Below are 13,212 nucleotides of genomic sequence, written 5' to 3'. Positions count from 1 at the left end.
GCCAGCTGTGATGTGCGCGGAACGGCCCCTGATGCGTGCGGGGCGGCCTTCGATGTGCGCGGGACGGCCTCTGATCGGCACGGCGTGAGAGCCAGTGCCGTCCGGTCGGCCCGACACGACACCCAGTGACCGATTGGTATCAGTCGCGTAACAGCCCGCAGGAAGTCCCCACCGGGACCTTTGTCGCGCTACTGTGCGGTCAGGCCCACCTGGTGATCACGCTCACAGATGCGCGCGATCCCCGTCGGCCTCCCGTCCCCACTCCCCCCCCTGGAGCGTCCATGTTCGACACCCTGATCACCGGGGCCAACAACCTGGTGTGGTCACTGCCGCTGGTGGGTCTGCTGCTTCTCACCGGCCTGTACTTCTCGCTGCGCACCCTGTTCCTGCAGGTGCGCGGCCTACCCGACATGCTCACGCAGCTCAAGCGCGGCGAGTCCTCGCCCGACGGCACGAGCTCCTTCCAGTCGCTCATGATCTCCCTGGCCGGCCGCGTCGGCATGGGCAACATCGGCGGCGTTGCCACCGCGATCGCGCTCGGCGGTCCCGGGGCCGTGTTCTGGATGTGGCTGATCGCCTTCCTGGGCGCCTCCACCTCCTTCATCGAGTGCACCCTGGGCCAGATCTACAAGGAGAAGGACCAGGACACCGGCGAGTACCGCGGCGGCCCCGCGTACTACATCGAGAAGGCCTTCAAGCACACCTCGGCGCGCGGCTTCTTCCTGGCCTACGCGATCGTGTTCGCGGTGGTCACCATCGTCGCGATGTGCTTCTTCCTGCCGGGCGTGCAGGCCAACGGTATGGCGTCGGCTGCGTACGAGGCCTGGGGCCTGCCCCACTGGATCAGCGCCGTGGCCGTGCTCATCCTGCTGTCCTTCATCATCGTCGGCGGCATCAAGCGCATCGCCCAGTTCGCGGTGATGGTGGTGCCGGTGATGGCGGCGCTGTACATCCTGCTGGCGACCATCGTGTTCTTCGTGAACTTCGACCAGATCCCGCACGTTTTCGGTCTGATCTTCTCCAGCGCCTTCGGGGCGAACGCCTTGTTCGGCGCGATCGTGGGCAAGGCCGTGGAGATGGGCGTCAAGCGCGGGCTGTACTCCAATGAGGCCGGCCAGGGCACCGGTCCGCATGCGGCCGCTGCGGCGGAGGTCTCGCACCCGGCCAAGCAGGGCTACGCCCAGTCCTTCGCGGTGTACGTGGACACCCTGTTCGTCTGCACCGCGACCGCCTTCCTGATCATCTCCACCGACATGTACCAGGTATTCAAGGTCAACGCCGCCGGCGAGGAGGAGTCGATCTACCCGGGGTCGATCCCCGAGGGCACCGACTACGGTCCCGAGTTCGCGCAGAACGGCTTCGAGTCCGTGTTCGCGGGCCTGGGCCCCACCTTCGTGGCGGTGGCGCTGTTCTTCTTCGCCTTCACCACCGTGGTGGCCTACTACTACATGGCCGAGGTGAACCTCACCTACCTCAACCGCTGGATCCCCAACAAGATGCTGCGCCAGGTGCTGGTGCGCATCCTGCAGGCTCTGATCCTTGTGGCCGTGGTGTTCGGCGCGACCACCCAGACCGGTACCGCCTGGACCCTGGGCGATATCGGCGTGGGGGCCATGGCCTGGCTGAACGTGGTGGCGATCCTCATCCTGCAGGGCCCGGCCCTGAAGGCCCTGAAGGACTACCACGCGCAGAAGAAGGCCGGGAAGGACCCGCAGTTCGACCCGCGTCCGCTGGGCATCAAGAACGCCGAGTTCTGGGAGCTGCGGGCCGATGGCCTGGTGCGCCAGGGTGAGACCGGCGAGGAGCTGGCCCAGAGGGCCGAGGGGCACTGACTCCGACTCCTACCCCAGCACGAAACGCAGCAGCCCGTCCCGCGGACCGCGGGGCGGGCTGCTGCGTTGTCACGCGGGACTGGCAGGGGGCGAGCCGACGGCCCTGGTCAGCCGGTGGCGGCCAGCCGCGGGGGTGCCGGGTCAGTCGGCGGGGTCGGCTGTGGGGTCGACTTCGGCGACGTCGGCTTCAGCGGTGTCGGTGCCGTACTCGGCAATGTCGTCCTCGACGGGTGCGTACAGCGGGGGCAGCTCCCCGCCTTCCTCGCGGGCGCAGCGCAGGGCCAGCTCCCGCTGGGCCATGCGGCGCAGCGTGGACAGCACCGGGTCGACCATCACTGCGCCGACGACCACCCGGTGGATGGCGTCGGCGGAATCCTCGGGCAGGTCCGTGAGGTCCGCCTGGGCGGCCTTGGACATCGCCTCGGCATAGACATCCATGCGCGCGTCATCCAGCGGGATCTTCGCCTGCTCGCAGGCCTGCCACTGCCAGGCGAGCTTGTCGATCAGCGGATCATCCTCCAGGACGCTCCACCCGTGCGCGAGCGCCCAATCGCGGGCACGCGCGGCATCCACCTCCGGGACCGGGGAGGCGCTCTGCAGAGCCTCCTGAGCGGTGCACAGCACCGTCATGTGGTGCTCCTGCTGCCCCTCGTCGAGGGCCTGGACCACCTTGCGCACCGCAGCGATGCCCAGTCCACCCACGACGGTCAAGGCACGGATCAGGCGGATGCGCTCGACATGGGAGTCGTCGTATTCGCTGGAGGTCCGGGTGGTCGGGCGTCCAGGCGAGAGCAGCTCCTCGCGCAGATAGAACTTGATGGTGCCGACGGGAACGCCGGTACGTTCGGCGACCTCGGAGATGCGCACCTGTGGGCTCCTTTCGGGCCAGCGGCCCCGGTGTCAGTTCACCGCAGCTGCGCCACCCACCGTGGTGCAGCTGCGAGGCGGTCGGATGCGGGATGTTCACATCACAACACCATCACGGTGCGGAATGCTCACATTCCGCACCGCCCTCGCGGAGAGAATTCAGCTCAGGCTCACGGAGAGCCTGGGCATACGGTACACAGAAAACGCGCGGCGAGACACCACGCCGCAGCGCCTGCCCGACGACACCGGCTATGACCTGCAGGTTCCCTCGGCGAGTTACCGACTGGGCGAGATGCGGCCGGATCCATCCGGCGCCGAACACGAGATCTCAGCAACACATAGCGCTCTGCCCATGCGGGACTTCTGGACACCCGATCACCGGATCGTGACGCTTTCCGAAGAAAAACTATCTGATTACGCCATCGGCGTCAGCATTCGGTTCTGCCGCGCGTTCCGATGCGTGCCCACCGGGCTCTGCGGCCTCCGGACCCGGCTCGCCGTCATCCGCCATGCCGCCGGAGAACTGCGACCAGTACAGGCGGTGGTAGGCGCCTTCGGCCGCGAGCAGCTGATCGTGGGTGCCCTGTTCGACGATGTCGCCGTGCTCCATCACGAGGATCACGTCCGCATCGCGGATGGTGGAGAGGCGATGGGCGATCACGAAACTCGTGCGGTCCGTGCGCAGCGCCGCCATGGCCTGCTGGACGAGCACCTCGGTGCGGGTGTCCACGGAACTGGTCGCCTCATCGAGGATCAGCAGCGCGGGGTCGGCGAGGAAGGCCCGGGCGATCGTGATGAGCTGCCGCTCACCGGCGGAGACGTTCCCGCCGTCGTCCTCGATCACGGTGTCGTAGCCCTCGGGGAGGGTGTGCACGAAGCGGTCCACGTAGGTGGCGCGGGCGGCGGCGAGCACCTCCTCGTCGGTGGCGTCCAGGCGGCCGTAGCGGATGTTCTCGCGGATCGTGCCGCCGAACAGCACGGCGTCCTGCAGCACCATGCCCACCTGGGAGCGCAGGGCGCCGCGGGCGAGATCGCGGATGTCCACCCCGTCGAGGGCGATGCGGCCGGAGTCCACCTCGTAGAAGCGCATGATGAGGTTCACCAGGGTGGTCTTCCCGGCGCCGGTGGGGCCGACGATCGCGATGGTCTGGCCCGGTTCGGCCACCAGGTTCAGGTCGGTGATCAGCGGCTTCTCGGGCGTGTACGAGAAGGCGACGTGCTCGAACTCGACGCGACCGGCGGCGGGAGCAGCGGACGGCGCTCTCCCGTCGGCCCCGGTGGCCCCGTCGGCCCCGTCGGCCCCGTCGGCCCCGTCGGCCTCGGCAGCGTCCACGGCGCCGGCGGCGTCGGGCTCCTGTTCCTCCGCGTCCAGCAGCTCGAAGATGCGCTCGGCGCTCGCCACGCCGGAGATCAGCATGTTCGCCATCCCCGCCACCTGGCCCAGCGGCTGGTTGAACTCGCGCGAGTACTGGATGAAGGCGGTGACAGCGCCGAGGGTCATCTGACCGCTCGCCACCCGCAGCCCGCCGACCACAGCGATCCCCACGTAGCCGAGCCAGTTCACCCACTGCATGATCGGCATGATCATCCCGGAGAAGAATTGGGCGGCGAAGGACGCCTCGAACAGCTTGCCGTTGCGCTCGTCGAACCGCTCGGCCATGTCCTCCTGGCGGCCGAACACGGTGACCAGCTCGTGGCCGGTGAAGGACTCCTCGATGTGCCCGTTCAGCCGGCCCGTCTCCCGCCACTGGGCGGTGAACAGGGTCTGGGAGCGGCGGCCGATCACGCCGACCACCACCCCGGCCACCGGCACGGAGATCAGAGCGATCAGCGCCAGCTGCCAGGAGAGGTAGAACATCATGAACACGATCCCGATCAGCGTCAGGACCGAGTAGACGAGCGTGGCGAAGGCCTGCTGCATGGCCTGCTGGACGTTGTCGACGTCGTTCGTGGTGCGCGAGAGGAGGTCGCCGCGCTGCGTGCGGTCGAAGTACGACAGCGGCAGGCGGTGCATCTTCGCCTCGATGTCCTGGCGCAGGCGGAACACCACGCGCATCACCACGTCGTTGAGCACGCGGCCCTGCAGCCACATGAACGTCTGCGCCACCACGTACATCACCAGCACGATGAGGATCAGCCGACCGAGCTGCCCGAAGTCGATGCCCTCGCCGGGGATGAAGTCCATGCCCGAGAGCATGTCCGCGGCCTGATCCTGACCGGCCGCGCGCATCCCCTCGATGACCTGCGCAGGTGTGGCCCCAGCGGGCATCTGCGCGGAGAGGATCCCGCCGAAGATGACGTCCATCGCCTGGCCCAGCACATGCGGCGCCCACACGTTCAGCACCACGGCGATGACCACCATGACCAGCACGGCGGCAAGGCCCACCTTCTGGGTGGAGAACAGCCCCAGCAGCCGTTTCGCGGAGGGCCAGAAGTGCTTGGCCCGACGGTTCGGCGGGGGCTGCGAGTTCGAGGTCGCGTCCATCTCCTCGAGGTCGTCGGCGGCCGGGGCGGCGGCGGTGTCCTGCGTCGCGGTGGTGCTGTGCTCGCTCATGCCAGCTCCTCCTCGGTGACCTGCGAATCCACGATCTCGCGGTAGGTCTCGCTGCTGGCCAGCAGCTCCTCGTGGGTGCCGCGGCCCACCACGCGCCCGTGCTCGAGCACGATGATCTGATCGGCCCCGGTGATGGTCGAGATGCGCTGGGCCACGATCACCTTCGTCACCCCGGCCGTGGTCTGCTCGAGGGCCGCGCGGAGGTTCGCATCGGTCGTGACGTCCAGGGCGCTGAAGGAGTCATCGAACAGCAGGATCCGCGGCTGCGCCACCAGGGCGCGGGCGATCGAGAGACGCTGGCGCTGCCCGCCGGAGACGTCGGTGCCGCCCTGGCTGATGCGGGAATCCAGGCCGTGGGCCACCTCGTCCCCCACTCCCGTGGTGCGTTCGCGCACGAACCCGTCGGCCTGCGCGGTGGTGAGGGCCTGCCAGATCTGCTCCTCACTCGCCTTCGGGGCGCCGAAGCGCATATTGGAGCCGACGGTGCCGGAGAACAGGTACGGCTTCTGCGGCACGTAGCCGATCGCGGCGGTCAGCTCACGGCGGGCGAGATCCGTGACCGGCACACCGTCGACGAGGACCTCGCCGCTGGTCGCGTCATACAGGCGCGGCAGCAGGTTCAGCAGGGTGGTCTTCCCGGCGCCGGTGGAGCCGACGATCGCCGTGGTGGTCCCGGGCAGGGCGGTGAAGCTCACGCCGTCCAGCACCGGCTCCTCCGCGCCCGGGTAGGAGAAGGTCACGTCCCGCAGCTCGAGGCGGCCCTCGCGGCGCTCGGGGGTACGGGGCTGCTCGGGCTCGTGCAGGGTGGGTTCGGTGGTGAGCACTTCCATGATGCGGCGGGCGGTGATCAGGGCGCGCGGCAGCATCATGAACATGAACGAGCCCATCATCACGGCGCCGAGGATCTGCAGCAGGTACTGCATGAACGCGGTCAGGGAGCCGACTTCCACGAGCTCGGCGTCCACCCGGTGACCGCCGAACCACAGCACTGCGGCGGTGGCCAGGTGCAGGATCATCGTGATGATCGGGCCCATGAGCACGAAGATGCGGCCGATCGCGACCGACGTGTCGGTGAGGACCTGGTTGGCATCCTCGAAGCGGGCGCGCTCATAGTCCTCGCGGACGAAGGCCCGCACCACGCGGATGCCCATGATCTGCTCGCGCATCACCCCGTTGATGGCGTCGATGTTCTTCTGCATGCGCTGGAACAGCGGCAGCAGCTGGCGGATCAGGATCCCGACGATCACCAGCAGCACCGGCACGCTCACCCACACCAGCCAGCTGAGCCCCGGATCCTCCTGCAGCGCCATGATCACGCCGCCGATCGACATGATCGGCACCATCACCACGAAGTTCAGCGTCATCAGCACGAACATCTGGATCTGCTGCACATCGTTGGTGCCGCGCGTGATCAGAGTGGGGGCGCCGAAGCGGCCCAGCTCCTCGGTGGAGAACGCGTCCACGCGCCGGTAGACGCTGCGGCGGATGTCCCGGCCCAGGCCCATCGCGGCGCGTGCCCCGAACCACACCGCGGTGATCGCGGTGACGACCTGCACCACCGCCACAGCCAGCATGATCCCGCCCACGCGCCAGATATGAGCGGTATCGCCCTTGGCCACGCCGTTATCGATGATGTCCGCATTGAGGCTGGGCAGGTACAGCATCGCGAGCGTGGTGATCAGCTGCAGCACCAGCACAGCAGCCAGGTGCGGCAGGTAGGGCCGCGAATGACGGCGGACCAGGGTCCAGAGCATCGGGGCTCCTCGGGCGAGGGCGGGCGGGGTGAGCGGCCGGGCGGCGAAACAGCGCCGGGGCGGGGTGTGAAGCAGCATGGGAGGCGGGGCCGATGGCGGCCGGGCCTGACGCTCCAGGGTAGTCGACGGGGTCGCGGCGCACGGGGTGGGCTCGAGCTGCGCCATGTCCTCACCTCACGGTGTCCTTACCTCACGGTTGCGCAGCGCCCACGACCGATGCGGCCCCCGGCATCGGTCATTGGCGCCGCACAACCGCGCGCTCAGCGGGGAGGTGAGCCACGGCACACCCTCGTCGGCTCTGTGCGACACCATGAGGTAACGGGGAGGTCACGATCCCCTGCATTTGGCGGTATCGGATTGTCGGACACCGTAGGTTCGGGCAACGCACATGGCCGTGCCCGGGACCGTCAGCACTGGTGCTCCCCCACGGCCCCGACCTACCGGAGTGATCCGACTGGACATCGACAGCCTCATCTCCTCCGTCTCCGGGATCCTGTGGTCCCTCCCTCTGATCGGCGTGATCCTCCTCGCCGGCGTGATCTTCACCGTCCGCACCGGCGCGGTGCAGGTGCGCGGCATCCCCGACATGATCCGGCAGCTGTTCGGAGGAGAGAAATCCTCCGACGGCACCAGCTCCTTCCAATCCCTCATGATGTCGCTGGCCAACCGTGTGGGCACCGGCAACATCGCCGGCGTGGCCACGGCCATCGCCGCCGGTGGCCCGGGTGCGGTGTTCTGGATGTGGTTCGCAGCCCTGCTGGGCGCGGCGACGAGCTTCATCGAGTCCACCCTGGGCCAGATCTACAAGGAGCGCGACCCGGACACCGGCGAATACCGCGGTGGCCCCGCCTACTACTTCACCAAGGGCTTCGCTCACCGCTCCGCCGGCTTCGCCACCGTGTACGGCGTGCTGTTCGCGGCCGTGACGATCGTGGCGATGAGCTTCACCGGCCCCGGCGTGCAGTCCAACGCCATGAGCACCGCGATCAACAACGCCTTCGGGGTGCCGCTGTGGATCGTCGCGATCTTCCTCATGGCACTGCTGGCACTGATCATCATCGGCGGCGTGAAGCGCATCGCGGCCTTCGCCTCCTTCGTGGTTCCGCCGATGGCCGTGCTGTACATGCTCCTGGCGCTCGTGGTGCTGGTGCTGAACTTCGACATGGTGCCCACCGTGTTCGGGGAGATCTTCGGCAGCGCCTTCGGCTTCCACGCCGTGTACGGCGCGATCTGGGGGCTTGCGATCAAGTGGGGCGTGCAGCGCGGGCTGTACTCCAATGAGGCCGGGCAGGGCTCGGGCCCGCACCACGCGGCTGTGGCCGAGGTGTCCCACCCCGCCAAGCAGGGCTTCGTGCAGGCCTTCGCGGTGTACATCGACACGCTGCTGGTGTGCTCCGCGACGGCGTTCATCATCCTGTCCACGGACATGTTCGCCGTGTTCGAGGGTGAGACGCACGGTAATCCCACGATCTACGTGGGCGAGATCGGCGCTGAGATCGAGCCCGGCCCCGGCTACGTCCAGGGCGGCTTCGACACCGTCATGCCGGGGCTCGGCTCCGCCTTCGTGGCGATCGCGCTGTTCTTCTTCGCCTTCACCACCCTGGTCGCGTTCTACTACATGGCCGAGGTCAACATGTCCTTCCTGACCCGGAACATGACGAGCCGCACCGCGCGCCGCGTGCTGATCCGGGTGCTGCAGCTGATCACCGTCATCTCCGTGGGCTACGGCGCGGTCAACTCCGGTGGCTCCGCCTGGGGGCTCGCGGACATCGGCGTGGGCGCCATGGCCTGGCTGAACGTGCTGGGGATCCTGCTGCTGCACGGCCCGGCCGTGAAGGCGCTGAAGGACTACTACGCGCAGAAGAAGCAGGGCGTGGAGCCGCAGTTCGATCCGCGGCCGCTGGCGATTCCCGGCGCCGACTTCTGGGAGACCCGCGCCGATCAGCGGGTGGCCGTGGAGGCTGCCGGCGGCATCGAGGCACAGCCCGAGTGGGGCGCCGACGTCTCGCAGGACCAGTTGAACACCATGATCGACGAAGTCGAGGGCGACGGGCAGCTGTCCGAGGAGAGCCTCCGGGCCGCCCGCGAGGCTGGGGAGGACGGGTCCGGCGACCAGCGCAGCTGAGCCGCCGCCCCGGGCTGATACGCCGATGGCCCGCTGCCTGCATCACGCAGGCGGCGGGCCATCGCGCTTGTTGGGTCTGCCCCGCCCACGGCCCCGTTCCCCAGGTTGCGGAGCTGGCTCCCTGCGCTCAGCCCCGCCCCACGTTTGTGGAGCGCCTATGACCGATGCAGGGGTCTACATCGGTCGAAGGCGCATCACAATCGGTCCGGGAGCGGGGTGCAGAGCGCGGGGGGTGCCCGCTCGGCTGCAACCGCCAGCGCCCCGCACTCAGCCCGTCACATCGAGCAGCCCTTGGCGCAGCGCGGGCGCCATCCCGGGTGTCAGCGGCAGACGAGGTACAAGCAGACAGTGCAGCAGGTGGTAGATGTCCTGTTTGCCGCTCCACACCAGGCTCGTGACCTTGTTCGTCTCGTCGAGCTCCTGCCACCATGAACCGTTCTCGTAGTCCAACAGGTAGTCGCGGCAGAAATCCCAGAACTCCTCGTACCAGCGCGCGTACTTCTCATCCCCCGTCGCCGCGAACAGTGCGTATGCCCCGCCTATGGCTTCAACCACAACCCAGCGCACACGCGAACGGATGACCGGTGTGCCGCTCCAGTCCACGGAGTACACGAAGCCGGGCGCCCCGTCCACGGACCAGGCGTCGGCAATGGCGGAGTCGAACAGCCCGATGGCATCCTCGACCAGCCACTGCGGCGCGGGCTTGCCTTCCGCCAGGAGGGTCGCGCGCATCTGCAACAGCAGGCGAGACCACTCGACCCAATGTCCGGGTGTGCCCCCGTAGGCGCGGAACCGGTCGCCGGGTTCATCCTTGTTGTAGTCGGGCAGCGGGTTCCAGTCAGTATCGAAGTGTTCGTTGACCCGGTAGCTGTTGTTCCGGGCGACATCGTGGATGATCTTCTCGGAGATCGACATGGCGCGCTCCAGCCAGACGTCATCACCGGTGACGTCATGCAGCACCAGGAACGCTTCGACGCTGTGCATGTTCATGTTCCCTCCGCGATACTCCTCGCAGCGGGTAAAGGACTCATCCCAGTTGTCCCGGCACATGCGTTCCTGCTCGGACCAGAAGTACTTCTCGATCACCTCAATGATCAGCGCAAGCAGTTCGTCAGCGCGAGGAATCTTCGCCGCAACCGCACTTGCGGCACCGAGGGCAACGAAGGCGTGGGCGTAGGCCTCTTTGTGCCGTGCGATCACCTCAGTGCCGTCATTGGAGACCACCGCGTACCAGCCGCCGTACTGGCGGTCGCGGGCGGTGCCGTCGAGGAGAGCATCAACGCCGTGGCGGGCGAGGGAACGCGCCCCGGGCCGACCCATCAGCGAGGCGATCGCGTACACGTGGATCTTTCGCGCGGTGATCCACAGGTGGGCTCCGTTCTCTTCGATCGGCGCACCGTCTGCGCCGAGCCATCCGAAGCCACCCGGCACTTTTGCGCCTCGACCAAACTCGAGAATGCGGTCCTGCTCGGTCTCGAGCCAGCGGTTGTGTGCGGGCGATCCGATCCATTGCGTCATCGCTGTGCCTTTCTGTCGTGTAGTTCTGTGAGTGGGCTATGAGGTCAGAGAAGTGAGGCGAGGCCCCGACCGAATGCAAGGACAGCCCCACCTATCGCAACGGCCATGACCAGGCGCATTGCAAGCTCCGGCTCGATCTTCGGACTGATCCAGTTACCCACCAGCAGCCCCAGGATTAAGGACGCCAACAGGGCGGACCAGCCGACGGCGGTGAGCGCTGGCAAGGATTGCTTCGACAGCAGGGAAGCGATGCCAAGGGTCAGGAACTGAAGCTGCGCAGTGGCTGCAAAACGGTGGTGCGGCCAGCCTGTGGCCCGCGCATAGACCACCACCCCCGGACCGCCAACTCCGGCGGTGACGTTCATGAACCCTGACGCGAGACCGCCTGCAGCGGCGAGGGTCCTGGAGCTCGGAAGGGTTCTCCCGCGCAGCATCATCGTTAGCCCAAGGCCGATGATCACCACCGCACTCACACCGATCATCAGTGGGGCGGTGGGCAGCAGGAGGACTGCGATCGCCCCCGGCACCACGCCTACCAGCCCCATCGGAACCAGGATGGCTGCACGGCTCCAGTCCACATCACGCCAGACCTGGGTGAGATTCAGAAGTGAGGCAACCGAGCCGCAGACATTGGCTACCAGAATCCCTTCGAACGGTCCGAGCACGAGGGTCAGGAACGGCGAGGCGAGGAGGGCGAAGCCCATCCCCGTGGATCTTTGGGCGACAGCACCGGCGAAGGTCGCCGCCGCCAGGCCCAACATCGCGAGTGTGCCGGCATCGGTCATGGGCGCCAGGCGATGTACGTGGTCTCCTGGAATTCGCGCAGGCCATCAGCGCCACCTTCACGGCCCAGCCCGGATCGTTTGGTACCGCCCATCGGGGTGAAGGCCACGGTGGGCAGGGCATCGTTGACGCCGACGATTCCGCTGTCGAGCTGCTCGGCGTAGCGGAATGCCCGACCAGCATCCTGCGTGACGACGTAAGAGGCGAGCCCCATCTCAGTCGAATTCGCGATGTCCACTGCCTCCTCGTCGGTGTCGAATGCGAAGACGCCAGCAGCCGGACCGAACACTTCCTCACGGGCGATGCGCGCATCCAGAGGAGCATCCGCCAGCAGCGTCGGTGCAAGCCAGGTGCCCTGCGAAGGCAGCTCCCGCTCGGCGGTCAAGCGCCGCGCGCCTCGAGCCAGCGCGTCATCAACCAGAGCCGTTACCTCCCGGACTCGGCTCTCATCGATAACCGGCCCCAGGTCAGGAAGCGGATCGGCCGTGCCCGGCCCGATGCTCAGTTCGTCGAAGCGTGCAGCGAGACGCTGAGAGAATTCTTCGATACGCGAACGGTGCGCGAGGAAGCGGTTGATCCCGATGCACGACTGGCCGGTGTTGCGCAGCTTCCCGAGCTCGGCTTGCGTCAGCGCAACCTCCATATCGGCATCCTCGGCAACGATGAATGCGGCATTCCCGCCGAGCTCCATCATCGGCCGCACAATCCTTTCAGCGGACTGGGCGAGCACCTCGGCCCCGACCTCTGTGGAGCCGGTGAAGGACACTCCGCGCACTGCGGGATGTGCGGTCCATGCCCCCGTGATGCTGCTGGCTGCGCCATGCACGAGGTTCAGCACCCCATCGGGCAGACCCGCCTCGTGCAGAGTCGACAGCCATCGCGTCACGGCGAGCGGCGCCTTCTCGGAGACTCGGGCAACGACCGTGTTGCCAGCGGCCAGGGCTGGTGCGACCTTGCGAGCCTGGATCGAGACGGGGAAGTTCCACGGCGTCAGCGTCGCGACGACACCGAGCGGGCGGTGGATGCTCAGTTGTCGCCGCGCTGCATCCTCGGAGGTGTAGAACTCACCGCGCGGGCGACGGATCTCCTCGGCGAACCAGGTCAGGTACTCGGCTGAGCCCGCGACCTCTCCCCGTGCCTCAGGGAGACGTTTACCCGCCTCGAGTGCGAGGGTCAGCGAGATCTCCTCAGCCCGCTCGGCGAGCAGATCCACGGCGTCGTGCAAGATCTGAGCACGCGATCGCGGGGAGGTCTGCGCCCATGCGTGCTGGGCAGCCGCGGCGGCGTCGGCCGCCTGGCGTGCGAGCTCGCTCGCCTCCTCGCCGATCACGCGGGAGAAGCTGCCGACGAGCTCTCCGGTTGCCGGGTCGTTCACGCCGGCGCGTTCACCAGCCTCGATGTGCTGTCCGTTGACCAGGTGCTGTGCGGTGCGATGGGGATCGGTGGCGGTCATAGGTACCTCCTGAAGTCAGCGAGAACAGGTCTAGGTAGAGCAGATATGGGGCAAGAGGAGCGATGCTCACGGGGTCCAGGTGAGCTGTCGCCCGGTGAAGTGGGTGAATGTACGCGGCGCCTCTGCTTCTCCTACGGCACGAAACTCCCAGGGTGCCTTGAGCAGGTCGTCGGTCGACCGCACGGAGGTGCCGATATCGGGCTCTTCACATTTGAGGGTGTAGGTGGGGTCTGAAGCCGCCTGCTTCGAGGAGGCTGCGGGCGATGTAGTGGGTGAGGTTGCGGAAACCGAGAGCGGAGCCGCGCAGATGCTCGAGACGGCCATTT

8 protein-coding genes are annotated in these 13,212 nt (G+C 67.5%); 2 read left to right on the top strand and 6 right to left on the bottom strand.

Features of this window, described 5'->3' with window-relative positions; translation table 11 throughout:
- Positions 1–281: 281 nt before the first annotated feature.
- Positions 282–1,832 (top strand): alanine/glycine:cation symporter family protein, encoded by a 1,551-nt coding sequence (locus MU407_RS05310; protein ID WP_246955939.1) that lies wholly within the window; start codon positions 282–284, stop codon positions 1,830–1,832.
- A gap of 141 nt (positions 1,833–1,973) precedes the next feature.
- Here the strand turns inward: MU407_RS05310 and MU407_RS05305 are convergent, their stop codons facing one another.
- The 3 genes from MU407_RS05305 to MU407_RS05295 all read right to left on the bottom strand — a co-directional run bounded on the left by MU407_RS05305 (position 1,974) and on the right by MU407_RS05295 (position 7,007).
- Positions 1,974–2,699: a MerR family transcriptional regulator gene (locus MU407_RS05305; RefSeq protein ID WP_246955937.1), complete on the bottom strand. Its 726-nt coding sequence runs from the start codon at positions 2,697–2,699 to the stop codon at positions 1,974–1,976.
- Positions 2,700–3,105: 406 nt separating this feature from the next.
- Entirely contained in the window at positions 3,106–5,184 is a 2,079-nt protein-coding gene (locus MU407_RS05300) for an ABC transporter ATP-binding protein (protein ID WP_246956001.1), read from the bottom strand.
- 65 nt (positions 5,185–5,249) lie between these two features.
- Complete coding sequence (locus MU407_RS05295; RefSeq protein ID WP_246955935.1) at positions 5,250–7,007, bottom strand: ABC transporter ATP-binding protein; 1,758 nt, start codon at positions 7,005–7,007, stop codon at positions 5,250–5,252.
- Positions 7,008–7,452: 445 nt separating this feature from the next.
- On the opposite strand from MU407_RS05295, the gene MU407_RS05290 reads away from it, so the two are divergent.
- The gene (locus tag MU407_RS05290) at positions 7,453–9,132 is read left to right on the top strand and encodes an alanine/glycine:cation symporter family protein (RefSeq protein WP_246955933.1); all 1,680 of its coding nucleotides are present in this window, start codon (positions 7,453–7,455) and stop codon (positions 9,130–9,132) included.
- Between the two features lie 267 nt (positions 9,133–9,399).
- Here MU407_RS05290 and MU407_RS05285 read toward each other — a convergent pair whose 3' ends face one another.
- Genes MU407_RS05285 through MU407_RS05275 form a run of 3 tightly spaced genes read right to left on the bottom strand, consistent with a single transcriptional unit; the run spans position 9,400 to position 12,886 of the window.
- Positions 9,400–10,650, bottom strand: coding sequence for an AGE family epimerase/isomerase (locus MU407_RS05285; protein WP_246955931.1), 1,251 nt, complete (start codon positions 10,648–10,650; stop codon positions 9,400–9,402).
- A gap of 44 nt (positions 10,651–10,694) precedes the next feature.
- Positions 10,695–11,435: a sulfite exporter TauE/SafE family protein gene (locus MU407_RS05280; protein ID WP_246955929.1), complete on the bottom strand. Its 741-nt coding sequence runs from the start codon at positions 11,433–11,435 to the stop codon at positions 10,695–10,697.
- On the bottom strand, positions 11,432–12,886 hold the full coding sequence (locus MU407_RS05275; RefSeq protein ID WP_246955927.1) for an aldehyde dehydrogenase family protein: 1,455 nt from the start codon (positions 12,884–12,886) through the stop codon (positions 11,432–11,434). Before MU407_RS05275 ends, MU407_RS05280 begins: the two co-directional genes overlap by 4 nt.
- Positions 12,887–13,212 lie beyond the last annotated feature (326 nt).

This window comes from Brachybacterium sp. Marseille-Q7125 (assembly GCF_023062615.1).
Taxonomy (GTDB): Bacteria; Actinomycetota; Actinomycetes; order Actinomycetales; family Dermabacteraceae; genus Brachybacterium.
This window is presented reverse-complemented; position numbering and strand designations above follow the sequence as displayed.